This window comes from Actinophytocola xanthii, assembly GCF_001921205.1.
GTDB classification, from domain to species: Bacteria; Actinomycetota; Actinomycetes; order Mycobacteriales; family Pseudonocardiaceae; genus Actinophytocola; species Actinophytocola xanthii.
The window spans coordinates 38548-63798 of the sequence record NZ_MSIE01000004.1; the positions used below are offsets into that span (position 1 = coordinate 38548).

The following is a 25251-nucleotide window of genomic DNA, read 5'->3' on the forward strand; positions in this document are numbered from 1 at the left end:
TTCAGGCTAGTCCTCCGGCCGAGACCTGTGTGGTCGACTCGGGCGGCCGAGGCCCGTCACGCGGAGACCGGTGACGCCCCCCGTTGAACTGTCGCCAGATACTCGCACCCTTGTCGACGGTACCCGCATCGGGTCCAGACCACTCGCCCAGGAGGGACGAATCCGGACGCCTCCGGACTCAGCCCGAGGTGGTACGCGCGCCAACCGGGCCCTCGACGTCCTCGGCCGCCAGGCCACCGGCGGGAGGGTCCGCGGTGCCGTGCCGCCAGAGGGTCGCGTACCGCCCCCCGGCGTCGAGCAGCTCGGCGTGGGTGCCTTCCTCGACGATACGCCCGCCGTCGAGCACGAGGATGCGATCGGCCCGGGCGGCGGTGGCCAGGCGGTGGGCCACGACGAACGTGGTCCGCGGGCGTGCGAGGCGCTCGCTGGCGGCCAGCACCAGGGCCTCGGTCGCCGGGTCCAGTGCCGCGGTGGCCTCGTCGAGCAGCAGGACCTCCGGGGCGACGAGCTCGGCGCGGGCCAGGGCGATCAGCTGCCGCTGGCCGGCGGACAGGCCCTGCCCCCGCTCGCCGACCTGCTGGCGGAACCCGCCCGGCAGCTCGCTGACCATCGGCAGCGCGCCCACCGCCCGCACGGCGGCCTCGATGTCGGCCTGGCCGTTCCCGTTCCCGTTCCCATCTGCGTGCCCATGTCCGTAGCCGACGTTGCTGGCCACGTCCCCGGAGAACAGGTGCGCCTCCTGCGGCACGACGCCCAGGTGCTGGCGGTAGGCCGACGGGTCGAACTCGCGCACGTCGACGCCGTCCACCAGGACCGCGCCCGCGGTCGGGTCGTAGAACCGGGCGATCAGCTTCACGACCGTGGACTTGCCCGCGCCGGTCGGGCCGACCAGGGCGACGGTCTCCCCGGGCGCGACCGACAGGGTGAGGCCGGAGACGGCGTCGTGCTCGGCACCCGGGTAGCGGAACGAGACGTCGACCAGGTCGACGGCGCCTCGCAGCGTCTCCGGCACCGGGGTGGGGTCGGCCGGCGTCTCGACCGAGGTGGGGGTGGCCAGCAGGTCCGCGATGCGTCGCAGGCCGACCCGGGCCTGCTGGTAGCCGTCGAACACGCCGGAGAGCTGCTGCACGGGTGCGAAGAACAGGTTGAGGTACAGCATGAACGCCAGCAGCACACCGGGGGTGAGCTCGCCGGCGGCCACCCGGGCGGCGCCGACCGCCAGCACCGCCGCCTGCGCCACCCCGGCGAGCAACGCGACGAACGGGAAGTAGGTCGCGACGTAGCGCTGCGCCCGCAGCCGGGTGCGTCGGTAGGTGTCGCTACGCCGGGCGAACTCACGCGCCGAGTGCTCCTCGCGGGTGAACGCCTGTGCCACCCGGAGACCGGACACGTTCTCCTGCATGTCCGCGTTCACCGCGCTGACCTGCTCGCGGGCCTGGCTGTAGGCGACCGTGGAGAGCCGTTGGAAGACCACCGTCGCCACGACGAGCACCGGCAGCACGGCCAGGGCGACCAGCGCCAGGCCGACGTCGGTGACCAGCAGCGCCACGGTGATCGCGACGACGGTGAGCAGGCTGGCCAGCGCGCTGGTCAGCCCGGTCTGCAGGAACGTCGACAGCGCGTCGACATCGGTCGTCATCCTGGTCATGATCCGCCCGGCCATCTCGCGCTCGAAGTAGTCGAGCCCGAGCCGCTGCAGGTGGGCGTAGCTGCGTACGCGCAGGATGTACAGCAGGCGCTCGCCCAGGCGGGCGGTGAGCACGGTGCTGACAGCGGTGTTCGCGAAGGCCACCGCGACCAGCACCGCCGCGATCCCCGTGACCGCCCACAGGGCCGCGGTGTTCCCGGTGACCACGCCGTTGTCCACGCCCGCGCGGACCAGGGTCGGCAGCGCCATCGCCAGCACCGCGTCGAGCAGGACCATCCCGGCGACGACCGCCATCGGACCGCGGACCAGCGCGAGCAGCCCGCGCAGCCGGAAGCCCGGATCGGGTGCCGTCGGGTCCGCTCCGGCCAGCGTCGGCAGCTCCTCGGCCGGTGGCAGCGCCCGCACCCGTTCGAGCAGCTCGGGAGTGGGTGGGACGCCGGAGAGCGCGCCGGTCATGCCGCCCCCGCCGCCGGCTCGCCCGCCACCGCCGCGGGGCGGCCCGATCCGCGCCTCGGGGGCCCGGCCGTTCCCGGTGAGGACCGGGTCCGGCGCGGTGTCCCCGTCCGGCCACAGGGCGGGGGTCCACCCCTCGGGGCCGGGCTCGAGGTCGGCCGCCGCGCGGCGGGTCGGGTCCTCAATCGCCTCCCCGGGGCCGGCCAGCAGCGCACGGTAGAGCTCGCAGCGGGTGGCGAGCTCCTCGTGCGTGCCGGTGTCGACGACCCTGCCGCGGTCGAGCACCGCGATTCGGTCGGCCAGCGCCAGCGTCGAGCGGCGGTGCGCGATCAGCAGGGTCGTCCGGTCGCGGGTGACCGCGCGCAGCGTGTCGTGGATGGCGGCCTCGGTCGCCGTGTCGACCGCGGAGGTCGCGTCGTCGAGGACCAGCACGCGCGGGTCGGACAGCAGTGCCCTGGCCAGCGCCACCCGCTGCCGCTGCCCGCCGGACAGGGTCAGCCCGCGCTCGCCGACGACGGTGTCGTAGCCCTCGGGCAGGGCGGCGACGAACTCGTCCGCCTGGGCTGCCCTCGCGGCGGCGCGGACCTCCTCGTCGGTGGCGTCCGGGCGGCCGTAGGCGATGTTGGCCCGCACGGTGTCGGAGAACAGGAACGCCTCCTCGAACACCACACCCACGGTGCGGCGCAGCGAGGCCAGCCGCAGGTCCCGCACGTCGACCCCGGCCACCGTGAGCGACCCCTCGTGCACGTCGTAGAACCGGGGCAGCAGCAGCGAGACGGTGGACTTCCCGGAGCCGGCCGTGCCAACCAGGGCCAGCGTCTCGCCGGGCCGCACACGCAGCGAGATCCCGTCGAGCACCGGCTCGCTGCGGGTGTAGCCGAACGTGGCCTCGGTCAGCGCGACCTCCACCGGGCCGGCCGGGACCTCGACCGCGTCGGGCTTGTCGGTGACGGCGGGGTTGGAGTCGATCAGCTCGTACACCCGCTCCACGCCGGCCCTGGCCAGCTGGACGTTGAGCAGCAGGCTGGAGAGCAGCCGGGTCGGGCCGACCAGGTTCGCCACGTAGCTCGCGAAGGCCAGGAAGGTGCCCAGCGTGACCTCGCCGTTCAGGGCCAGGTAGCCGCCGAGGGCGAGGACCGCGACCTGCCCGGCGGCCGGCATCGCGACCATCGTCGCGGCGGGCCGGGAGGTGAGCGCGGCGGTGCGCATGCGCTCGCCGAACAACGCCCTGGCCGCCCGGTCGAGTCGCCTGATCTCCCGCGCCTCCTGGCCGAAGCCCTTGACCACCCGGACGCCGGTGACGGTCTCCTCGACGTGCTGGGCGAGGTCGGCCGCCCGCTGCTGGGCCGACCAGGACGCGGGGAACAGCGTCCGCTTGCTGTGCACCGCGACCACGGCCACGACCGGCGTGATCACGAACGCGATCAGCGTCAGCAGCGGCGAGAGCCAGAGCATGGCGGCGAGCGCGCAGAGCGCGAACACGACGGTGCCGATCGACAGCGGCACCATCATCAGCATGCCCTGGACGACCTGGAGGTCGGTGATCGACCGGGAGACCACCTGACCGGTGCGCAGCGCGTCCTGCTTGGCGCCGTCGAGCCGCGCTACGGCGGCGAAGACCTGCTGGCGCAGGTCGTGCTGCACGTCGAGAGCGAGGCGGCCGCCCAGGTACCGCCGCACGAACGCGGTGGCGAAGGTGGACAGCTCCATCAGCACGAGCGCGGCCACCAGCCAGCCCAGCCGGGCCGTGGTGCCGACCACCGCGTCGTCGACGACGTACTTCACCAGCAGTGGACCCGCCGCCTGGAAGCCGACGCCGATCACCGAGGAGACGACGGAGAGCACCACCAGCCGGCGGTGGCGCCAGCAGGCGGAGGACAGGCGACGGATCCAGCCGGGGTTGGGTTCGACCACGAAACCAGACTAGGTCGAACCCCTGACAACCCTCGGCGGCCGACTCAGGTGATGTCGCGGCGCTGGTTGCGGAGCAGGCCGGAGACGAAGAAGATCATCGTCCAGCCGAGGAAGATGAGCCCGCTCACCCACAGCGAGTACGCGCCCGGCGCGCCGGCGGCGAACCGCACGCCGATGTCGAAGTCCTCGATGTCGGCCTGCGCGAGTACCGCGTTGTTGCCCACGATCTCCTGCACCTGGCCGAACAGCACCTCGCTCGCGGTGGCTCCGGTGAGGCCGTTGGCCGAGCCGTTGGGCATCCAGCCGGTGAGGTGGGAGCCCTCCGTCACGCCGAACAGGATCAGCTCGCCGACCGGGCCCACGAACGAGGCGTAGACCAGCAGGAGCACCAGCGCGCCGACCGGCGAGCCGAGCAGGGCGCCGACACCCATACCGAGCAGCGTCCACAGGACGCAGGCGATGATCCCGGACATCAGGACGAGGAACCAGTCGCCGCCCTCGGGCAGGTAGTCGGGGTTGGAGCCGAGGACGGTGCCGAGGCTCGCCGCGCCGGCCACCACGACCCCGTAGACCAGGCCCCAGATCGTGTAGGTGATCGCCTTCGCGCCCAGGACGGAGGCCCGGCTGGACGCGGTCAGGAACGTCGTGGTGATGGTCTTGCGGTTGATCTCGCTGGCCAGGGCGAGCGCGCCGAACACCATCGGGAAGATCGTCGCGATGTTCATCGCCCTGGTGAGCGCGAGCACCGACCACGACATGTCGCTGACCTCGATGCCCGTCGTCGCGAGCAGGTCGGAGTCGGCCACGTCGTCGGCGATGTCGGTCACGAAGGCGGACACACCCCAGGCCCAGCCCACCGCGAGCAGGACGGCCGGGATGGCCAGCGCCCACCACAGCCGGGTGGTGAGGATCTTGCGGAACTCCGCGCTGATCAGCCGGCCCATCAGGCGTTACCTCCGTGCTGCTGGTCCTGCTGCGGGGCCTGGTACTGCTGCTGTTGCTGTGGTGGTGGTCCCCACCCACCGGGCGGGGTGCCGGTCGGCGGCTGCCCCGGCGGCGGTCCCCAGCCGCCGGGCGGTGTGCCCTGCTGCTGGTAACCGGGCTGGTAGCCCGGGGGTGGCTGGTGGTAGCCGGACTGCTGGCCCTGCTGCTGGAACTGCTGCGGGGGGGCCTGGTTGGGCGGGTAGCCCTGCTGGCCCACCGGCTGGGCGTAGCCCTGCTGGGGCTGTCCCTGGCCCGGCGGCGGCAGCTGGGTGCCGGGGGCGGCGTACTGGCCGCTGGTCAGGCGGAAGAACAGCTGCTCGAGGTCGGCCTTCTCCTCCTGGACGCCGTAGAGCGCCACCCCGGCCCGCGCGGCGACGTCACCGATCTGCTGGACCGTGGCACCCACGACCGCGACCCGGCCCTCCGGCATCGGGGTGACGTTGGTGATCTGCGCCTCCTGGAGCGCCGCGACCAGCTTGTTCGGGTCGGCGGGCTGGACGATGACCCGGCTCTGCTGGGACCGGCGCAACTCGTCGAGCTGGCCGTAGTACATCGTCTGGCCGTGGCTGATGATCACCACCTGGTCGATGGTCTGCTCGACCTCGGCCAGCAGGTGGCTGGAGATGAGGACGGTGCGACCGCTGGCGGCGAACGCCTTGAGGAAGGTCCGCAGCCAGGCGATCCCCTCCGGGTCGAGGCCGTTGGCCGGCTCGTCCAGGACCAGCACCTGCGGATCCCCGAGCAGGGCGGTGGCCAGGGCCAGGCGCTGCTTCATGCCGAGGGAGAACCCGCCGGCCGACCGGGTAGCCGCCGAGCCGAGACCCACCAGGTTGAGCATCTCGTCGGCCCGCTGGTCGGGCATGCCCATCGCCGCACAGTAGACGCGCAGGTGGTCGCGGGCGGTGCGGCTCGGGTGGAAGCCCTGGGCCTCGAGCACGGCACCGACCACGCGGGCGGGGTTCTCCAGCTGGTGGAACAGCTGCCCGTTGATCGTCGCGTGCCCGGCGGTCGGGGTGACCAGGCCGAGCAGCATCCGCAGTGTGGTCGTCTTGCCGGCACCGTTGGGGCCGAGGAACCCGGTCACCGATCCGGGCTCGACCTGGAAACTCAGGTTCTGTACCGCGGCCACCTGACCAAAGTTCTTGGTCAGGTTCTGAACCACGATGCGGCCGCTACCGTCGTGCACTGGCCCCTCCTGCCTGCCGAGTCGTGCGCACATCTTGCCGCATGCCAATCCCCCGGTGGGGTGAACCGTGTGCTTTGGTCCGAGTTGACTGGTGCGGGCGGCAGGAGACGGCGGCAGGAGACGGGCTCGGTCAGCGGGCGCGGAGGAACCGGCGGCGGGCGCGGTGCGGTGGACCCTCGTCCAGGAGCTGCTGGTGGGCCAGGCGCCAGACGGGGCAGGGGCGCCGGCGGGCGAGGATGCCTCGGCTGCAGGCGGCGCACCGGCCGGACTCGTCGGCGCCGTGGGAGCGCAGCAGCCGGCGCCAGCCGGTCACCAGGCGGTCGAGCTCGGTGCGGGCCAGCGGCAGCAGGGTGGACGGATCGGCGTGGTCGACCGCGCGTTCGAGCACGTCGAGGCGGTGCAGCACGGCGCGGCGGAGATTGTCGTACATGCTGGTCAACCCACCCAGCGCTCACGGCGGGCGCGGACCGTGGCGGCCTGGTCGAGGGCGATACCCAGCCCGGCGAGCTGTTGGGTGGACAGCACCGCGGCGGCGCCCGGCGGCGGGACGAGGACCACCCGCCCGTCCTCGACCAGCACGGTCAGCGCGCGATCTCGGCCGAAGGGGTCGTGGCAGCGAACGGACCATCGAGGTTCAGTCACCAAACCCGCATCGGCGCGGCGCCGCGCATACCGAAGTGGTAACGGCGGTACTTCACCCCGATGCGGCCATTCTCACCCGATCGAGAGCGGACCGCGCGGGCCCGGCAACGTGTCGGTGGCAACTTGCAGGGGCCTCCGCGGGGGCGATCTGGGCTGATTCGCCTCAATTCGTTATCAAATACGCTCAACTTGCCGACCCCGGTAGGTGTCGACAGCGCCCCGATCGCATATCCTTGCGTTGGCGGCCCGCTCCCAGTGACCCCCAGGCTGGTTGAGCGGGCCGCCCCTTTACTTCTCCAGGCCCCCTGACGCCCTCGGTCCATGCTGGTCGGAGCGCCTGCCGGACGAGCCGGCTGCCTCCGGTGCCGCGTACCGGCCCTGCGCCGCCGTCCGTGCCAGTCGGACACTCCACACCGGACCACGGGCTGCCAGGCACCTCGCCTCGGCGTGTCGCCCCCTCCTCTCGCGGCGTGCCGCCCGATCGAGGGAACGTGCTTTTTCTCACGCTTTCCTGGGCGGCCGCCGGAATGGAGGGTGTTGATTAGTTGACTATTTCGGTCAACATTGCGTGCGGCAGGCCGTGCGCCTCGGCCACCGGGGCGTTGGTGACCGCGCCGGCGTGCACGTTGAGGCCCAGCGCCAGCGCGGGGTCCTCGCGCAGCGCCCGGTGCCAGCCCTTGTTCGCCAGGGCGACCGCGTGGGGCAGCGTCACGTTGGTCAGGGCGTAGGTACTCGTCCTCGGCACCGCTCCCGGCATGTTCGCCACGCAGTAGAACACCGACTGGTGCACCTCGTAGGTGGGGTCGGCGTGGGTGGTCGGCCGGGAGTCGGCGAAGCAGCCGCCCTGGTCGATGGCGATGTCGACCAGGACCGAACCCGGCCGCATCTCCTTGACCAGGTCGTTGCTGATCAGCTTGGGTGCACGGGCGCCGGGGACCAGGACCGCGCCGATCACCAGGTCGGCCTCGCGGGCCGCCTCCTCCACGGCGAAACGGTTGCTGGTGAGCGTCCGCAGCCGGCCGCGGTACTCGTGGTCGATCTGGCGCAGCCGGTCGACGTTGGTGTCGAGTACCTGCACGTCCGCGCCCATGCCCACCGCGATCGCCGCGGCGTTGATGCCGGCCACCCCGCCGCCGATCACCACGACCCGTGCCGGCAGCACGCCGGGCACACCGCCGGGCAGCACCCCCCGGCCGCCGGAGGGACGCATCAGGGCGAACGCACCGACCTGGGGTGCCAGCCGCCCGGCCACCTCCGACATGGGCGCCAGCAGCGGCAGCGCGCCGGTCGGGGTCTGCACGGTCTCGTAGGCGATCGCCGTCGTGCCGGCGGCCATGAGCGCCCTGGTCAGCCGCTCGTCGGCGGCCAGGTGCAGGTAGGTGAACAGCACCTGGTCCGACCGCAGCCGCGGGTACTCCTCGGCGATGGGCTCCTTGACCTTGAGGACCAGGTCTCCCTCGGCCCACACGTCATCCGCGGTCGCGAGCACCTTGGCTCCCGCGGCGATGAACTCGTCGTCGGAGATGGCCGAGCCGAGCCCCGCGTTCGCCTGGACGAACACCTCGTGGCCGTGGGTCACCAACTCGTGCACCCCGGCCGGGGTCAGCGCCACGCGGTACTCGTGGTTCTTGATCTCGCGGGGAACGGCGACCTTCACGACTTCCTCCCGACTGGGCCAGACGAGTGCTATACCCCACAGTGAGATGACCGAGCGTGATAGTCATCGTCCTGACAGCACGATAATGACCTCTGCCGGTCGTGTTCTCAGCACAGTTCGCTCAAGCCCAGCGCAACGCCGTCAGCTGGGTGAGCAGGGCCAACCTCACGTCCGGGTCGTCGAGGTCGACCTCCACCAGCTCGGCGAGCTTCGACATCCGGTACCGCAGCGTGTTCGGGTGGATCCGCAGTGCGCGGCTGGCCGCCCGCGGGTCCCCGGGATGACGCAGCCACTCGTAGAGGGTGTCGACGTAGGCCGTGCCGGCCTCGCGGTCCTGGGCCCGCAGCACCGGCAGCGGGCCGAACTCGGCGGCGCCCGCGCCGGCCACGGCGACCGCCGCCCGGTGCAGCACCAGCACGGGCCAGGCCTGCTCGTGCGCGATCACCGGGCCGGCGACCAACCCGGCCCGCAGCAGCGACAGCAGCTCCTCGGCGAGCGCGCGCGAGGCGGGCAACTCGCCGAGGGCCACCGCCGGACCGGCGGCGACCAGCGGGGGAGTGCGGTCCTCGGCCAGGGCGGCACGCAACGCGGGCCACCCGCCGGCGCCGTCCCGGTCGGGCACGACCGCGTACAGGGCGTCGTGCAGCTCGGCCACGGCCGGACGGCTGCCCACGCCCGCGGTGATCCGCTCCCACAGCGCGAGCCGCATGCCCTCGGCCCCCAGCGTGTCCTGGGCCTGGCTCGCGATCGCCACCACTCGGTGCGGCTCGTCGGCCAGGTTCAGCTCGGCCGAGGCCAGCCGGACGCTGCCCGCACCGGCCAGCAGCGACCGCACCACCTCCGCCGACCTGCGCCGCTCGGCGTCCTCGGTGGCCCGGCGGCGCAGCAGGTGCAGCGCCACCACGGGTGCGGTGTCGGCGAAGGCGGCGGCACGTTCGTCGGCGACCGGACCGGGGACAACGGCCCACATGGACCCCAGCAGCTCCCCGCCCATCCGGATCGGCACGATCAGCCGGGGCAGCGTGCCGTCGCGCTGGGCCGGCACGAAGATCGTCGTCCGGCCCCGGGACAGCTCGCGGAACACGCCTCGGGAGCGGAACCGGGCCAGCACGTCGTCGGGCACCCGCCGGCCCATGATCGTCGAGACGCGGGCGGAGTCGGTGCGGTCCTGGCGGGCGGAGTACGCGAGCACCCGGGAGTTCGCGTCCTCGATCGTGACCGGTGCGTCCACCACCGCGGCCGCGGCGTCGGCCAGCCGGAACAGGTCACCGAGCCCGCCGATGGGGGTGTCGCCCAGCTCGGACTCGTCGGCCGCCGCGTCGAGCACGGACCGCAGCAGCCAGACGACCTGCGCCCAGGCAGCCCCCGCGTGCACCTCGACCAGCGAGAGCTCGCAGGTCTGCGCCGCTGCCCGAACCGCCGCCCTGGTCGCCAACGGCGGTTTGAGCAGGACCGCCGCCGCGCCCTGGGCGCCGCAGTGGCGCACCAGCTCGACCGCCTCCCGCACGGCGTGCACCGAGACGCCGAGGACCAGGTCACCGTCGCCGACCTGGTCCCTGCGCCCCGGCTCGGCGATCACGACATCGCTGACGTGGCTCGCCCGCCCGTCCAGCCGCACGTGCAGCAACGTCGGACCCACCCGGTCCACCACGCCGCGCACCGTGATCATCGATCGCTCCCGTCTCGCTGGGGTGATCGTCCACCCCGGCGAGGCGGTTCGCCTAGGGCTGGTGCTCGAGCAGGTAGGCGCGGACGAGGGTGTGCGTCACCGTCGTGCCGTCGTGGTTGACCGCGGAGGCGCGCAGCGACACCGAGCCGGGGCCGGCCGGGTGGGTGAGCGACGCGACCTGGTCGCGGTCCACCGGTACGACCTGCCAGGTGTCGCCGTCGTCGTAGGAGACCTCGACGGTCAACCGGCGGGGGCGGACGGGCTGACCGGTGGGGCCGGTCACTACAACCGGTACGGCGAACGGCCCGACGGGCGCGGTGCCGGTCGTCGAGAGCGCCGGCCGGAAGCCGATGGCCGAGAGCGGCAGGCGCCGCGTCGACGTGGCGGGGACGTGGGCGGAGCGGAACGTCCAGGTCGCCGCGACGTGCGTGCTCAGCTCGGTGCCGGAGCGGGTGGCCGAGGTGGACAGCCGGTACTCGGCGGCCTCCGGCGGCACCTCGAACTCGCCTGAGCCGGGCGCCGGCACGTCGCCGACCTCGACGCCGTTGCGGTACAGGACCGTACGGGCGTCGTCGACGGTCGAGGTGCCCGCGTTGCCCGCGCCGTCGCCGAACAGCGGGACCCGCGCCACGATCCAGTTCCCGGTGCGGTACGCCCCGGGTGTCGGGTAGCGGGTGGGCGGCAGTGCCGGCCCGAAGACCGGCCGACCGAGGTCCTCGACGGTGTGGCGGCCTGGCCGGTACCGCCGCTCGGGGGTCTGGACGGTGCTGCGCCCGGTGTCCGTCTGCTGCCACAGCGCCGTCGACCACTCCACGTCCGTGCTGACCCAGGTGGTCCTGGCGGCGGGCAGGGCGACCTCGACCGGTCTGGCCTGCGGCGGTGCGAACTGGAAGGCCGGAGAGAAGCCGCCGAGCGGGGCCGGCCACATGAGCAGGTCGCCGGTCGCGCCCGGGGCGACCGCGGCGAGCCGCGTGGTGAGGCGGGCCAGGTCGCCGCGGTCGACCGCACGGTCGAACCCGGTGAACCCCCCACCGCGACGGAACCAGGCGAGGTTGTAGTTCGACGTGCCGCCTGCCCACTGCCCGGCGAGCCACGCGATGACACCGGCCGAGGAGGGACCCGCGTGCGCCACGGCCACCTGGTCCGGCGAGGAGTACATCACCGAGTGCGAACTGACCTCGCCGTCGGGCAGCTCCACGGCGAAGCCGACGTCGAACCCGTCCGCCCGGGCGTCCCCGTCGGGAAGGTCGACGGCCACCGGCCGCGCGGTGCGGGCGTCGAGGGTCACGGCCGTGTCGCCGTCGACGGTGAGCGCGGGGTAGACCACCTCGTGCGCGCGGTCCCCGTAGACCGTCGCCTTGAGCACGTGCCGGCCGGCGCGTAGGCGGAGGGAGACGGTGCCGTCCGGGTCGTGGTGGAACTGCGAGCCCTCCTCGCCGAACCCGAGCCGCAGCAGGTCGTAGTCGGCGGCGGGCCGCCCGTCCCGGTCCAGCACGGTCACCTCGACGTCGTAGCTCTCCGGTTCCCAGACGACCCCGACGGGGGTGCGCACCGAGAGCGCTCCGGCCGATGCGGTGACCGTGGTCGTGCCGCTGCCCGGCAGGGCGGTGACCTCGACCGCCGCCTGCCCGCGTGCCGGCACCGTGAGCGAGTCGCTGCCTAGGGAGAACCCGGCGGCGTCCACCGCCAGGTCCAGCGTGAGGTCGGCGGCGCCGTCGTTGTGGTAGGTCAGCGTCCTGGTGACGGGTTCGGCGTTCGGATACCGGACGACACCGAGATCGACCACCGGCGGTGAGGTCGACAGTGGCGAGGTGAGCGCCCTGGCCACGTCCACCTGCCCGGCTCCCTGCTCGAACACCCCGGCGTCGCTCGTCGGCCCGGCCGAGCCGGTGAGCGCGGCCCGCAGCCGTTGGCCCGTCCACCCCGGGTTCCGCTCGGCGAGCAGCGCGGCGGCGCCCGTGACGTGCGGCGTGGCCATGGACGTGCCGGAGGCTGTCGCGTGGCCGCCGCCCGGCGCGGCGGCGGTGATGTCCACTCCCGGCGCGGTGATCTCCGGCTTCACCACCCGATCCAGGCCCGGTCCCCGGCTGGAGAACGAGGCGACCGCTCCGTCGAGGTCAACCGCGCCGACCGCGAGCGCGGCAGCCGCGCTGGCCGGCGAACCGATCGTGCCCGGCCTCGCGCCGTTGCCGGCGGCGGCCACGAACAGCGTTCCGTACTCGGCGGACAGCGAGTCCACGGCCGCCTCCACCGGGTCGGTACCGGGGGTGTCCTGCCCGCCGAGGCTGAGGTTGACCACGCGGGCACCGTTCTCGGCCGCCCACCGCATGCCGGCGAGGATCGCGGAGTCCGTCGCCCAGCCGTCGTCGTCGACGACCTTGCCGTCCATGATCCGGACTCCCGGGGCCACTCCCCGGTACACCGCGTCCTGGCCGGCGATGGTCGAGGCCACGTGGGTGCCGTGGCCGTGCCGGTCGACGGTGTCCGGCGAGTCGGTGAAGTTGCGTTCCGCCACCTCGCGGCCGGCGAGGTCGGGGTGGTCATGGTCGACGCCGGAGTCCAGCACGGCGACGGTGACGCCCGCCCCGGTCAGCCCGGCCTGCCAGGCGGCGGGGGCGCCGATGTGCGGCACGCTCCGGTCCAGGCTGAGCCGTCGCCGCCCGTCCAGCCAGACCCGGCGGGCGCCGGCGAGTACGCGCCAGGTGTCGACACTTCGGGTCACGCGGGCGGCGACCCCTTCGGGCAGGCGCGGTGCGGCCCGCGCGCCGGGTACCTGTCCGTCGACGATCAGCGGCAGCGGCTCGGCCGTCTCGCCGTAGCCCAGCTCGCGCAACAGCGTGACGTCGAACAGCCTCGGGTCGAGCCGGCCGGTGGCCAGCGGTCGGGTCGCGTCTCCGGGGACGACGTGGGTTCCGGCGCCGTCGCGATAGGTGTGCACCGGGATGTGCTCCCGGCCAGGTGCCGGCCGCAGTCCGGCGACCGAGCCGTCCACCCGGAGGAACACCCGGTCCCCGGTGACGAGGGTGACCGTGTCGCTCGCGGGGTCGGGGTTTGTTGTGGCGGAGGTCGGCGTGGGCGCGGCCGCGAAGGCCAGGGCCGTGAGGACGGTGACGATCATGGATTCGGGACGTGGTCGCACGGGAGGTCTCCTCGCTCAGTCGCCGTGGCGGTCGACGAGGGCGCGCAGGGCGGCGATCTCCTCGGCCAGGGCCTCACGGCCGGCGCGGGTGATGCTGACCCAGGTCTTCGGCCGTCGTCCGTCGTAGCCCTTCTCGAGGTTGAGCAGCCCGGCGTCGACCAGCACGGTGATGTGCCGGGAGAGGTTGCCGCCGGTGAGGTCGAGCGTCTCCTTGAGGTAGCCGAACTCGATCCGCTTGGACTCGGCCGTGATCGTCAGGATGCCGAGCCGGTGCCGCTGGTGGACGACGTCGCTGAGCCCGTTCGTCGGGTGGTCACTCATCCGCGGGCACCCCGGCCGCGCAGCGCCGCCACCGCGCCGCCGACCAGCAGCACCAGACCGGGAACCAGCAGCGTGTACAGCGCATGAATCCGCGTGTCCGGAAACCAGGTCAGGCCGACGTTCCTGAACAGTTCGGGGAAGTTCCAGTACCAGAGCGAGTGGTTGGCGGGGACGGACACGGCGGTGAAGACCACGGCGACCACGCCGAGCAGCGTGCTGCGCTCGTAGGCGGCCAGCACGAGCAGCGCCACCGCGATCACCAGCAGGGCTGCGAAGCCGCCGTGCATGTACACGCAGAGCGCGGAGAACGCGATCATGGCCAGCAGCGTGCCCGCGGCCACCCCCCGGCTCCTGGCGCGTTCGGTGCGCCCCGGACGCAGCGCCCAGGCCAGGGCCAGTGCCGCGAGTGCGGCCGAGCCGAACAGAACCGGCAGGTTGGTCGCCGGGTCGGAGTAGAGCGAGCCCTCCGGCGTGAGTACGTCGGTGAGCAGACGGTCCCCGATGAGCAGGCCGAACAGCGCGGCCCCGGCCGCGGCGAAGGGCACGGCGACGCTCGTCTCCACCCCGTGACGCCGGGCGCGGTGCCGGTACCACCAGCCGGTCGCGGCGAGCCCGCCGACGATCACCAGCATCCAGTACCACCCGACCAACCACCCGTCCGCGATGTCCACGGCCGGCTCGAACTGGGGGAAGGGGCCGGGCTTCGCCAGCACGACAACGCGCCCGCCGTTCGGGTCCGCCAGTCGCGGCGCCGGGCCGTAGAGCAGCGGGGCGAGGAGGATCAGGCCGCCGAACAGGAACAGCGGAAAGGCGAAGCCGTGCCGGTCGAGGCGGACCCGCTCACGCAGGGACCGCAGGTCGGTCAGCAGCTCGCCGGCGTCCGGTTCCCGCGACGACGGGTCGGTCAGGGCACTGTCCCCAGAATCTGTCATGCACACAGGTTTGCATTGCAAACCGATTTGGTCAACAGAGAACTCGGATCGGCACGGCAGGGGTCAGGACAGGGCGTCGGTGATCCAGTCGGCGACCGGGAGGTCGCGGGTGGTGCACTCGTGGGCCAGGCGGATCGTCCAGCGCAGGGCCTGGATCACCAGCGTGACCATCTCCTCCGGCGCGGCGTTGGCCAGCGCGATCTGGATGTGGGTCCTGGCCGCCTCGGAGTCGCCGTGCACCTCGGCGAGCAGGGTGCGGACGGCCGTTCGCACCGGCGGGTCCGCCTCGTCGATCGAGACCTCCTGGCCGTCGTCGTCGTAGACCTGCATCTTCACCGGGGCCTCGGCGCCCTGGCCGAGGGCGGTCACCATCGCGCTGCACTCGCCGAACAGCAGCAGCATGAGCTCCTGCGCGTCGTCCCGGCTGGTGGGGTTGGCCGAGATGGCCGCGGTCACCCGGTCCGCCGCGCCCTCGTCCGCGCCGGCGTTCATGGCCGCGAGCGCCTGGCTCGCGACCTCGACGATGCGTTGCCGGCGGTCCGGGTCGGGTTGCGGGTCCACGGCCACATCTTCCATCAGGGTCGGTCGAGGCGCGCTCAACCGTTTGCCGGCCGACGCGTCGGATCGGGCAAGCTGGCCAGTTCGCTGGGGGACACCGGCAGGCCGAACACGCCGCCCTGGGTCGTCACCGCTCCGGCCGACGCCCACCACCGCGCCTCCGCCTCGGTCCGCAGGTCCAGTACCGAGCACTCGCGCCCACCGGCGGCGATCGTGCGCACCAGCCGCTCGGTCTCCTCGCGCAGCACCCCGCTCGCGGTCTCGTGTGCCGCGCACCCGAGACCGTGCTGGGCCAGCGTCACCGACCGCACCGACGAGGCCGCCATCAGGTCCAGCTCGCGGGGACCGCCCTGGAACCCGCACAGCCCCGTCGCCACGCCAATATCGTTGAGCACGTCCAGGTTGTCCCGCGCGTCGCCGTACTCGTCGAGCAGCGCGCCGGTGTCCAGCGCGAGCTCCAGCAGCCCCGGCGGACTGCCGGTGTCCCGCAGCGCCTCGTTGACCGCACGCACGAGGTCCGCGTCGCCGGACTGGGCCCGGGACAGCTGGAGCCGCACCAACGGCTCCGGCTCGTCGGCGAACACCTCGCGCAGCGCCGGCAGCAGCTGGCACGCCTCGCGCAGCACCCACGGGCCGAGCTGGAGCGAGAGGCCGGTTCGCTCGGCGAGCTCGGTGCAGAACCGATGGCCGAAGCTCTCCTCGCCGCGACGCCAGCGCAGCACCGGCCGCGCCGCCACCGTCCGGTGGCCGCCGTTCCCGGTCGCCAGCCGCACCACCGGCTCGTAGGCGACAGTGAGCTGGCCGTTCTCCCAGCCGGCGGGGAGCTCCGCGGCCAGCGCGTCCCGCTCGCGGGCCAGCCCGTCCTCGCGGCCGTGGAAGGTCGCCCACTGCCGGCGCCCGGTGCTCTTCGCCCGGCGAAGTGCCGTGTCGGCCGCGCGGAACAGCTCCTCGGCCGACATCTCGCCGGCCCGGCAGCGGACGGCGCCGACGCTGGCACCGAGCCCGGCGCTGCGGTCGCCGAGGTACTCGGGCTCGGCGAGCTCGGCGGTGATCCGCTCGATGATCCCGTTCACGTCCGGGGTCACCGGCAGGTCCTCGACGAGCACGGCGAACTCGTCACCGCCGAGGCGGGCGACCATCGCGCGCTCGTCGGACACCGCCGCCTCCAGCCGCCGGCCGACCGTGCGCAGCAGCCGGTCGCCGAACTCGTGGCCGAGGCTGTTGTTGACCATCGCGAACCCGTCCAGGTTCACGAAGCACAGCGTGATCGACGCGTTCGGGGCCGCCTGGCCGAGCGTGGTCTCGAGCTTCGACTCGAAGTGCTTGCGGTTGGGCAGGCCGGTCAGCGCGTCGTGCAGCAGCTGGTGGCCCAGCCGGTCGGAGAGCAGCTGGAGCTCGCTGACGTCCTGCACCATCGTGACGAAGTAGGCCGGGTCGCCGGCCCCGTCGTGCAGCAGCGAGATCGCGACGAACACCCACACGGTGTCGCCGTCGGCGTTGCGGAGCCTGCGCTGCTCGTGCACCCGCTCCACCTCGCCGTCCAGCACGCGGCGGTAGGTCGCCGAGAGGTCCCCGGGCACCGGTCGGGGACCGGCCAGGCCGGCCATCGGCATCGGGTCCTCGGTGAGGAAGTAGTCGGTGAGGATCCGGCCGGCGAGGTGGTTGTGCGGACGGCCCAGGATCTGGCTCAGCGCCGGGTTGGACTCGACGCACATGCCGTTCAGGTCCGTGATCGCGATGCCGACGGCCGAGGAGGTGAACACCTCCCGGAACCGGTTCTCCGTGGCCCGCAGGCTGTGCTCGGCCCGCACCATCGCGTTGAACAGCGCCTGTTTGAGCCGCTCCTGCTGGGTCAGGGTGTAGGAACGCAACCCGTCGGCGTAGCCGGCGGACATGGCGCCGAGCAGCGCCGCGGTCCGCCGGGCGAGCTCCGCGTCCGGCGTGTCGCCGAGGTCGCCGAGCAGGCCGGCGGTGAGCACGTCGATGGTGGCGCGCAGGGACTCCGGATCGATGAAGCCCTCGTCGACGAGCCGGGAGCCGACCTGTTCACCGACCGAGACCAGACCGCCGCCCGTCTCCTCGTGCAGTGCCGCCAGCAGCTCGTCGACCAGCGCCAGCAGCACCGCTTCCAGCTCGTCGGCCGCCCTGGGAATGTAGGCCGACGAGGTGGCGGCACCCGTCCACGCCCGAGCCAGGTCCTCCCGGCTGGAGGCCGGGGGCGGGGTGGCGTGCACTGGATAGGTGTCCATCAGTCCGTAGTCGTGGCGATACTCAGCGATACCAGATGCCGGCAGCAGAGTACCGCTGCCGGTCTGTTGCTCCCGGCGTCAGTTCTTGCGGGCCACACCGGCGTAGAGCCCGTCCTCTTTCCCGGGTTGCACGTCCTCCGGGCGTTCCGGTCGCCACCGCGAGGTGGTCACCAGTCCCGGCTCGACGAGCTCGAAGTCGCCGAAGAACGCCCGGACCTGGTCCCGCGTCCGGGCGGCGATCCGGTTCTGCGACCTCGTCATGGCCTCCGCCAGCTCGTCCACCTTGAGGTAGTCGTCGGTGAGGTGGGTGATCGTGAGGTAGCTGCCCGGCGCGACCGCGTCCCGGTAGGCGGCGTACACGCCCTCCGGGTCCTGCTCGTCGAGGATGTAGTGGCCGATGGTGACGGCCAGAACGCCGATGGGCTGGTCGAAGTCGAGCAGCTTCCTGGTGACCGGGTCCTGCAGCACCAGCAGCGGCTTGGTGATGTCCGCGTGCACCATCGCCGCGTTCTCGTTGTCCTCGAGGAGGAGTTGGCTGTGGGCGACGGCGACGTGCTCGTTGTCCACGTACACCACGCGGGAGGTGGGGTCCACCGCCTGGGCGATCTCGTGCACGTTGCCCACGGTGGGAATGCCGGAACCGAGGTCGAGGAACTGCCGGATGCCCTGGTCCATCAGGTACAGCACCGCACGACGCATGAAGGAGCGGTTGGTCAGGGCGTACCGCTTGATCTCCGGCTGTAGCCGCATCAGCTGCTGGATGAAGTCACGGTCGACCGCGAAGTTGTGGTTCCCGCCCAACAGGTAGTCGTACATCCTTGCCGCGCTTGCCTTCTCGAGGTCGACCGAGGTAGGAACCCAGTGGGTCTGCTGCGACACCGTACACCTCTCCGTTTCGGATCCGTGACCGAAACACTACTAACCGGCGCGGGGTCGTCGGGGGCGGGTTCACCCAGATGTACCAGCGATCCGGAATTCCCGGCTGGACGTTTGGAGATCCCCCGAGGGGCGCCCGTCAGCGCACACCCTGGTCAATGCGCCGACGGCCATTTCCCGAAGCATGGTGGCCATTCCGTCGCGTCCCAGGTGGCGGCTGTGCGGCGTCGAGTTGATCAGGCCGAACACCGCGTGCGCCGCCGCCCTCGCGGTCGGCTCGTCGAGCGCGGGTGCCGTCTCGCGGATGGCCTGCACCCACACCTCGACGTAACGTCGTTGCAGGGCGCGGACCCGCCGCCGGTCCGGCTCGGTGAGGTTGCCGAGGTTGCGCTCCTGCACCGTGATCAGCGCCGGGTTGTCGAGCGCGAAGTCGACCTGGAACCGGATCAGCTCGCCGAGCACCTGGGCGGGTTCGTTGGTGTCACGGCGTTCCTGGCCGCCTGCCAGTAGCGACTCGCTGATCGAGGTGAGCATCTCCCCGAGCATCGCGTCCTTGCTGCGGAAGTGACGGTAGAGCGCGGGACCGGAGACGCCGACCGCGGCGCCGATCTCGTCGATGCCCACGCCGTGGAAACCGTGCCGGGCGAACAGCTCGGCCGCGGCTGCGAGGATCTGCTCCCGGCGGGTCGACACCTCTCGAGCCTACCGGCCGCGTTAGCGCTGGCTAACAGCAGGCGGTGGGCGAACGCCCGAAGGGGCAACATCACTCATTTTCGCTTCTCTTGTTCTGGTGCCCTGGAAAGAATGGAGACACATCTCACTCTCCCCACCTCCGATCGGGGCGTTCGATGGAGTTCATCGGCCAGATCCTCGCCATGCTGGGTTCGATCGCCGCGGTGCTCGGCGTGGTCATCTCCTATCTCCAGTACCGAGCCAACCGCGAGCGGTACCGGGCCTTTCCCCCGCCGGCTCCCCACTCGCCCCCGCCGTCGACTCCCCGGTCGCCGCACGCCGGACCGGGCGCCTGGCCGCCGCCGGCGGCTCCACCGACCCCGGTACGCATCGCCTCGGCCTGGGTGGTGGTCGACTCGCTCGTCGTCGTCGGGCTGCTGTTCGCGTTGTTCGCGGTGGTCGTGGAGAACCGGTACGGGTTCGGGTTCGCCGTCCCGCCGCTGCCCGAGGCCGTGCTCTGGCTGGTCCCGCTGGTCCTGGCCGGGCTGGTCGGCCTGGTGGCGGTGCCCCGGGCCGTCCGGCGGGCGGGCGGCCTGCGCCACGGCGACCCCCGGGTGCGCGGCAAGCTGCTCGGCATGGCCGCGGTCGACCTGTTCGTCGGCGTGATCCTGGCCGCGGTCGTGCTCTCGCTGGAGGGCATGTCGGTCTCGGTGCCCGAGCCGGTCTACGCCACGTTGGCCTGGTACATCGGCTACCGGATCGTGTCCGGGCTCGTCGACGTCGTCCTGCTGACCCACCGCGACACTCGAACGTGGATGGACGTGTCCCGGGCTCCGGCTGGACGGTGGTAGGGGACCCGAACTACCATCTCGCACTATAGGTTAACGGTCACTAACCTCTGGAGCGAGATGGACGCCCCCGTCCTGCGTAGCGGCGCCGACCCGAGCGACCCCGCGTTCCAGCGGTACGCGAAGGAGCACGCGGCGCTGGTCGACGACCTGCGCGCCCGCTCGGCCGCGGCCGCACGCGGAGGTGGCGAGAAGGCCCGGCGGCGGCACGTCGACCGCGGGAAGCTGCTGCCGCGCGACCGGGTGGAGTCGCTGGTCGACCCTGGCTCGCCGTTCCTCGAGCTGTCCCCGCTGGCGGCCACCGGGATGTACGACGACGAGGCACCCGCGGCCGGCATCATCACCGGCGTGGGCCGGGTGTCCGGCCGGGAGTGCGTGGTGGTCGCCAACGACGCGACGGTCAAGGGTGGCACCTACTACCCGATGACGGTCAAGAAGCACCTGCGCGCCCAGGAGGTGGCGCTGCACAACAACCTGCCGTGCGTCTACCTCGTCGACTCGGGCGGGGCCTTCCTGCCTCGCCAGGACGAGGTGTTCCCCGACCGCGAGCACTTCGGCCGGATCTTCTTCAACCAGGCGACGATGTCCGCGCGCGGTATCCCGCAGATCGCCGCCGTGCTCGGCTCGTGCACCGCGGGCGGGGCGTACGTGCCGGCGATGAGCGACGAGGCGGTCATCGTCCGGGACCAGGGCACGATCTTCCTCGGCGGCCCGCCGCTGGTGAAGGCCGCGACCGGCGAGGTGGTCAGCGCGGAGGACCTCGGCGGGGGCGAGGTGCACGCGCGCCGCTCCGGGGTCACCGACCACCTGGCCGAGGACGACGCGCACGCGCTGCGGATCGTCCGCTCGATCGTCAGCACGCTCGGCCCCCGCGCCCCCCGCCCCTGGGAGACCGAGCCGACCGAGGAGCCCGCGGTCGACCCCGGTGAGCTCTACGGCGTCGTGCCGACCGACCCCCGCACGCCCTACGACGTGCGCGAGGTGATCGCCCGCGTCGTCGACGGCAGCCGCTTCCGCGAGTTCAAGAAGGAGTACGGCCCCACCCTGGTCACCGGGTTCGCCCGGATCCACGGACACCCGGTCGGCATCGTGGCCAACAACGGCGTGCTGTTCGGCGAGTCCGCTCTCAAGGGCGCACACTTCATCGAGCTCTGCGACCAGCGTTCGATCCCGCTGGTGTTCCTGCAGAACATCACCGGTTTCATGGTCGGCCGCGACTACGAGGTGAGCGGCATCGCCAAGCACGGCGCGAAGATGGTCACCGCCGTCGCCTGCGCGCGGGTGCCCAAGCTCACCGTGATCATCGGCGGCTCGTTCGGCGCGGGCAACTACTCGATGTGCGGCCGGGCGTACTCACCGCGGTTCCTGTGGATGTGGCCCAACGCGAGGATCTCGGTGATGGGCGGCGAGCAGGCGGCCTCGGTGCTCGCCACGGTCCGGCGCGACCAGGTCGAGGCCGCGGGCGAGGAGTGGCCCGGCGCGGAGGAGGAGGCCTTCAAGGCTCCGATCCGCGCGCAGTACGAGGAGCAGGGCAACCCGTACTACTCCACCGCACGGCTCTGGGACGACGGCGTGATCGACCCGGCGGACACCCGGCAGGTGCTCGGGCTCGCGCTCTCGGTGGCTGCCAACGCGCCCCTGGAACCGGTCCGCTACGGCGTTTTCAGGATGTGAGCATGTTCTCCACGGTGCTGGTCGCCAACCGGGGCGAGATCGCGGTGCGGGTGTGCCGCACGCTGGCCGAGCTCGGCATCCGCTCGGTCGCGGTGTACACCGACGCGGACGCGGGTGCCCGGCACGTCCGCGTGGCGGCGGAGGCCGTGCGGATCGGCAGCTACCTGTCCGTCGACGACGTCGTCGCCGCCGCGGTGGCGGCCGGCGCCGAGGCCGTGCATCCCGGCTACGGCTTCCTGGCCGAGAACGCCGCCTTCGCCAGGGCGTGTGCGAGTGCGGGTCTGGTGTTCGTCGGCCCGCCGCCGGAGGCGATCGAGGCCATGGGGGACAAGGTCCGCGCCAAGCAGACCGTGGGGGCGGCTGGCGTGCCGGTGGTGCCGGGGCGCGCGGAGCCCGGCATGTCCGACGACGACCTGGTCTCGGCGGCGGCCGAGATCGGCTACCCGGTGCTGGTCAAGCCGTCGGCCGGCGGCGGTGGCAAGGGCATGCGCCGGGTGGCCGAGCCCGGTGGGCTGCGCGCGGCCCTCGAGTCGGCCAGGCGCGAGGCACGCGGCGCCTTCGGCGACGACACGCTGCTGGTCGAGCGGTTCGTGTCGGCGCCGCGGCACATCGAGATCCAGGTTCTCGCCGACACCCACGGCACCGTCGTGCACCTCGGCGAGCGCGAGTGCAGTCTGCAGCGGCGCCACCAGAAGATCATCGAGGAGGCTCCGTCGCCGCTGCTGTCGCCCGCGGCGCGGGAGCGGATGGGCGCCGCGGCCGTGGAGGCCGCCCGCTCGGTGGGCTACACCGGCGCGGGAACCGTCGAGTTCATCGTCTCCACCGAGCGGCCCGACGAGTTCTTCTTCATGGAGATGAACACCAGGCTGCAGGTCGAGCACCCGGTCACCGAGCTGGTGACCGGCGTCGACCTGGTCGAGCAGCAGCTGCTGGTCGCCGCGGGCGAGCCGCTCGGGTTCGGCCAGGCCGAGGTGGAGTGGCGCGGGCACGCGGTCGAGGCGCGGGTGTACGCCGAGGACCCCGCGCGCGAGTTCCTGCCGACCGGCGGCACCGTGCTCGGCCTGGTCGAGCCGACCGGGACCGGGCTGCGGGTCGACTCCGCGCTGGAGGAGGGGACAGTCGTCGGCTCGAGCTACGACCCCATGCTGGCCAAGGTGATCGCCTGGGGACCCGACCGCGCCACGGCGCTGCGCCGGTTGTCGGCCGGCCTCGCCGGGACGGCGGTGCTCGGGGTGGGGACGAACATCGCGTTCCTGCGGGCACTACTGGCCCACGAGGACGTCCGCGCTGGCCGCCTGGACACCGGGCTGGTCGAGCGGGAGCTGTCCGGTCTCGTGCGCACCGAGGTGCCGGACGTGGTGCTGGTCGCCGCCGCGCTGGAGGAGCTCCTCGCCCGGCAACCGGTCGGCGAGGTCGTCGATCCCTGGGACGTTCCCAACGGCTGGCGCCTGTGCGGTGCCGCCGGGACACCGCTGCGGCTGACCTGCGGGGACCGGCAGGCCACCGTCCGGGTCGCCGGTACCCCGGCCGACGCGTCGGTGGAGGTCGACGAGGCGGGCCCGGTGCCCGCCGCCGCCCGGTTCGCCGGCGGCCGGCTCGAGGTGACCCTGGCCGGGCGCACCACGGCCTTCCACCGGGCCAGGGCCGGGGACACGCTGTGGCTCGCGGCCCAGGGCCGCACCTGGGCCGTAGAGGAGCACTCGCTGCTCGAGGGCGAGACCGCGTCGGCCGCCGCCGGCGGCCCGGTGACCAGCCCCATGCCCGGCACCGTGCTGGTGGTCAAGGCCGCCGTCGGCGACCAGGTCGTCGCCGGCGCCCCACTCGTGGTCGTCGAGGCCATGAAGATGGAGCACACCGTCCCCGCACCGGTCGACGGGGTGCTCACCGAACTGCATGTCCGAGCCGGCCAACAGGTCGCGCTGGACCAGCCGCTGGCGGTGGTGACCCCACAGGAGGAGCAGCGATGATCGACTTCCGGTTGGACGAGGAGCACGAGACCCTTCGCAAGACGGTCCAGGAGTTCGCCCGCGACGAGGTGGCCCCGGTGATCGGCGAGTTCTACGAGCGGGAGGAGTTCCCCTACGAGCTGGTGGCCGCGATGGGCCGGATGGGCCTGTTCGGCCTGCCGTTCCCGGAGACCTACGGCGGCATGGGCGGCGACTTCACCGCGCTGTGCGTCACGCTCGAGGAGCTGGCCAGGGTCGACTCGTCGGTGGCGATCACGCTCGAGGCCGGGGTCTCCCTCGGCGCGATGCCGGTGTTCCGCTTCGGCAGCGAGGAGCAGAAGCGGCACTGGCTGCCCAGGCTGTGCACGGGCGAGATGCTCGGCGGCTTCGGCCTGACCGAGCCGGGCGGCGGCTCCGACGCCGGTGCCACGCTGACCACCGCCAGGCTGGACGGCGACGAGTGGGTGATCAACGGGACGAAGTCGTTCATCACCAACTCCGGCACCGACATCACCGGACTGATCACGGTGACCGCGGTGACCGGCCGCAAGCCGGACGGCCGCAAGGAGATCTCGGCGATCATCGTCCCGGCCGGCACCCCGGGGTTCAGGGTGTCCAAGAAGTACTCCAAGGTCGGCTGGAACGCCTCGGACACCCGGGAGCTCGCGTTCACCGACTGCCGGGTCCCGGCGGCGAACCTGCTCGGCGAACGCGGCCGCGGCTACGCCCAGTTCCTGTCCATCCTGGACGAGGGGCGGATCGCGATCGCCGCGGTCTCGGTCGGCCTCGCACAGGGGTGTGTCGACGAGAGCCTGCGCTACGTGGACGAGCGGGAGGCGTTCGGCCACAAGATCGGGGAGTACCAGGCGATCCAGTTCAAGATCGCCGACATGGAGGCCCGCGCGCACACCGCCCGGCTGGCCTACTACGCGGCGCTGGCGAAGATGGAACGCGGCGAGCCGTTCAAGAAGGAGGCCGCGATCGCGAAGCTGGTCGCGTCCAACGCGGCCATGGACAACGCCCGCGACGCGACCCAGATCTTCGGCGGCTACGGCTTCATGAACGAGTACCCGGTCGGCCGGTTCTACCGGGACGCCAAGATCCTGGAGATCGGCGAGGGCACCAGCGAGGTCCAGCGCATGCTCATCGCCCGCGAGCTCGGCCTACGCTGACCGGCGCACCCGCTCGTCCACGTCGGGCAGCCAGAAGCACAGCTCGAGGGTCTTGATGCTGGCCCAGTGGCCGATCTTGCGGCCCTGGGCGAGCAGCACGACCGACACCGCCGCGAACAGGGCCGCGGACACCGCGGCGACCACCGGGCGCGGCCCGGCGAACGTCTCGACGACCGCGGCGACCGCGGCGAACAGCAGTGGTGGTGCGGAGTTGCGCAGCATCAGGCCGGACGCCCGCAGCCGGACCACCTCCGCGGCCACGTCCGCGTCGTGCAGCTGGAGGCCGGACAGCAACAGGAACGGGTCCGCGCCGACGTAGTCGCGGTCCTGGGCGGCCGGGTTGCGGCGGCGGAACTCGGCGCGGGGGTCGCGCCGGCGCCGCCGCGGCAGCAGCCGGTTCGCCAGCGCGCCCACCGGATAGGCGAGGTAGCCGAGCAGATAGCTCAACACGACGACCGCGACCACCAGCAGGACGCCGGGGACGCCGGCCACGGCGGCGGGCTCGACCAGGTCCAGCCGGAAGCCGAGGTAGGCGAGCAGGGCGAGGTAGAGCGCGCCGGGAACGGAGTAGGCGAAGAGATCGAAGATCCCGACGGTGATGTTCACCTGACTCCCTGGCCGAACGGGGCGCGGGTGCCCACCCGAGCCGGTCGGTGACCAGGATGCCAGCCGGCGTGGCGTGGACGGGCGGTGGCCGGAAAATCACTGTCC

The 25251-nt window shown here is 72.7% G+C and carries 19 protein-coding genes; 4 read left to right on the plus strand and 15 right to left on the minus strand.

Going from position 1 to position 25251, the window contains the following annotated elements; all coding sequences use genetic code 11:
- Positions 1–178: 178 nt before the first annotated feature.
- The 14 genes from BU204_RS03260 to BU204_RS03325 all read right to left on the minus strand — a co-directional run bounded on the left by BU204_RS03260 (position 179) and on the right by BU204_RS03325 (position 18921).
- Positions 179–4015, minus strand: coding sequence for an ABC transporter ATP-binding protein (locus BU204_RS03260; RefSeq protein WP_083660968.1), 3837 nt, complete (start codon positions 4013–4015; stop codon positions 179–181).
- Positions 4016–4059: 44 nt separating this feature from the next.
- Positions 4060–4959 (minus strand): ABC-2 transporter permease, encoded by a 900-nt coding sequence (locus tag BU204_RS03265; RefSeq protein WP_075124018.1) that lies wholly within the window; start codon positions 4957–4959, stop codon positions 4060–4062.
- Positions 4959–6185, minus strand: a complete 1227-nt coding sequence (locus tag BU204_RS03270) for an ABC transporter ATP-binding protein (protein WP_075124019.1) — start codon at positions 6183–6185, stop codon at positions 4959–4961. The genes BU204_RS03265 and BU204_RS03270 overlap by 1 nt, the downstream gene beginning before the upstream one ends.
- Positions 6186–6315: 130 nt before the next feature.
- Complete coding sequence (locus BU204_RS03275; RefSeq protein WP_075124020.1) at positions 6316–6615, minus strand: hypothetical protein; 300 nt, start codon at positions 6613–6615, stop codon at positions 6316–6318.
- A 5-nt stretch (positions 6616–6620) separates the two neighbouring features.
- A complete protein-coding gene (locus BU204_RS03280; RefSeq protein ID WP_075124021.1) occupies positions 6621–6827 on the minus strand; it encodes a hypothetical protein in 207 nt (68 codons plus the stop codon).
- A 541-nt stretch (positions 6828–7368) separates the two neighbouring features.
- Entirely contained in the window at positions 7369–8484 is a 1116-nt protein-coding gene (gene ald, locus BU204_RS03285; RefSeq protein ID WP_075124022.1) for an alanine dehydrogenase, read from the minus strand.
- A gap of 121 nt (positions 8485–8605) precedes the next feature.
- Positions 8606–10153 (minus strand): PucR family transcriptional regulator, encoded by a 1548-nt coding sequence (locus BU204_RS03290; protein ID WP_075124023.1) that lies wholly within the window; start codon positions 10151–10153, stop codon positions 8606–8608.
- Positions 10154–10205: 52 nt separating this feature from the next.
- Positions 10206–13292: a S8 family peptidase gene (locus BU204_RS03295; protein ID WP_143229283.1), complete on the minus strand. Its 3087-nt coding sequence runs from the start codon at positions 13290–13292 to the stop codon at positions 10206–10208.
- 15 nt (positions 13293–13307) lie between these two features.
- Positions 13308–13613: a transcriptional regulator gene (locus tag BU204_RS03300; RefSeq protein WP_075124025.1), complete on the minus strand. Its 306-nt coding sequence runs from the start codon at positions 13611–13613 to the stop codon at positions 13308–13310.
- Complete coding sequence (locus BU204_RS03305) at positions 13610–14545, minus strand: hypothetical protein (protein ID WP_075124026.1); 936 nt, start codon at positions 14543–14545, stop codon at positions 13610–13612. The genes BU204_RS03300 and BU204_RS03305 overlap by 4 nt, the downstream gene beginning before the upstream one ends.
- A gap of 63 nt (positions 14546–14608) precedes the next feature.
- A complete protein-coding gene (locus tag BU204_RS03310; RefSeq protein WP_075124027.1) occupies positions 14609–15121 on the minus strand; it encodes a hypothetical protein in 513 nt (170 codons plus the stop codon).
- Between the two features lie 20 nt (positions 15122–15141).
- Positions 15142–17352 (minus strand): diguanylate cyclase domain-containing protein, encoded by a 2211-nt coding sequence (locus BU204_RS03315; RefSeq protein ID WP_075124028.1) that lies wholly within the window; start codon positions 17350–17352, stop codon positions 15142–15144.
- A gap of 78 nt (positions 17353–17430) precedes the next feature.
- Positions 17431–18231: an SAM-dependent methyltransferase gene (locus BU204_RS03320; protein WP_075124029.1), complete on the minus strand. Its 801-nt coding sequence runs from the start codon at positions 18229–18231 to the stop codon at positions 17431–17433.
- A gap of 69 nt (positions 18232–18300) precedes the next feature.
- On the minus strand, positions 18301–18921 hold the full coding sequence (locus BU204_RS03325; RefSeq protein WP_083660969.1) for an SACE_7040 family transcriptional regulator: 621 nt from the start codon (positions 18919–18921) through the stop codon (positions 18301–18303).
- A 155-nt stretch (positions 18922–19076) separates the two neighbouring features.
- On the opposite strand from BU204_RS03325, the gene BU204_RS03330 reads away from it, so the two are divergent.
- From BU204_RS03330 to BU204_RS03345, 4 genes are read left to right on the plus strand one after another with little or no spacing between them, the layout of a single operon-like run.
- Positions 19077–19751, plus strand: a complete 675-nt coding sequence (locus BU204_RS03330) for a hypothetical protein (protein WP_075124030.1) — start codon at positions 19077–19079, stop codon at positions 19749–19751.
- 57 nt (positions 19752–19808) lie between these two features.
- On the plus strand, positions 19809–21422 hold the full coding sequence (locus BU204_RS03335) for a carboxyl transferase domain-containing protein (protein ID WP_075124031.1): 1614 nt from the start codon (positions 19809–19811) through the stop codon (positions 21420–21422).
- 2 nt (positions 21423–21424) lie between these two features.
- Positions 21425–23389, plus strand: coding sequence for an ATP-binding protein (locus BU204_RS03340; protein WP_075124032.1), 1965 nt, complete (start codon positions 21425–21427; stop codon positions 23387–23389).
- Positions 23386–24540 (plus strand): acyl-CoA dehydrogenase family protein, encoded by a 1155-nt coding sequence (locus BU204_RS03345; RefSeq protein ID WP_075124033.1) that lies wholly within the window; start codon positions 23386–23388, stop codon positions 24538–24540. The genes BU204_RS03340 and BU204_RS03345 overlap by 4 nt, the downstream gene beginning before the upstream one ends.
- Here BU204_RS03345 and BU204_RS03350 read toward each other — a convergent pair.
- Complete coding sequence (locus BU204_RS03350; protein ID WP_075124034.1) at positions 24532–25146, minus strand: hypothetical protein; 615 nt, start codon at positions 25144–25146, stop codon at positions 24532–24534. The two genes, BU204_RS03345 and BU204_RS03350, sit on opposite strands and share 9 nt — an antisense overlap.
- Positions 25147–25251: the final 105 nt, after the last annotated feature.

Coding starts and splice junctions, on each gene's coding strand:
- BU204_RS03265 (WP_075124018.1), bottom strand. CDS start 4,959: ATGGGCCGGCTGATCAGCGCGGAGTTCCGCAAGATCCTCACCACCCGG.
- BU204_RS03275 (WP_075124020.1), bottom strand. CDS start 6,615: ATGTACGACAATCTCCGCCGCGCCGTGCTGCACCGCCTCGACGTGCTC.
- BU204_RS03290 (WP_075124023.1), bottom strand. CDS start 10,153: ATGATCACGGTGCGCGGCGTGGTGGACCGGGTGGGTCCGACGTTGCTG.
- BU204_RS03300 (WP_075124025.1), bottom strand. CDS start 13,613: ATGAGTGACCACCCGACGAACGGGCTCAGCGACGTCGTCCACCAGCGG.
- BU204_RS03305 (WP_075124026.1), bottom strand. CDS start 14,545: ATGACAGATTCTGGGGACAGTGCCCTGACCGACCCGTCGTCGCGGGAA.
- BU204_RS03310 (WP_075124027.1), bottom strand. CDS start 15,121: ATGGAAGATGTGGCCGTGGACCCGCAACCCGACCCGGACCGCCGGCAA.
- BU204_RS03315 (WP_075124028.1), bottom strand. CDS start 17,352: ATGGACACCTATCCAGTGCACGCCACCCCGCCCCCGGCCTCCAGCCGG.
- BU204_RS03330 (WP_075124030.1), top strand. CDS start 19,077: ATGGAGTTCATCGGCCAGATCCTCGCCATGCTGGGTTCGATCGCCGCG.
- BU204_RS03335 (WP_075124031.1), top strand. CDS start 19,809: ATGGACGCCCCCGTCCTGCGTAGCGGCGCCGACCCGAGCGACCCCGCG.
- BU204_RS03340 (WP_075124032.1), top strand. CDS start 21,425: ATGTTCTCCACGGTGCTGGTCGCCAACCGGGGCGAGATCGCGGTGCGG.
- BU204_RS03345 (WP_075124033.1), top strand. CDS start 23,386: ATGATCGACTTCCGGTTGGACGAGGAGCACGAGACCCTTCGCAAGACG.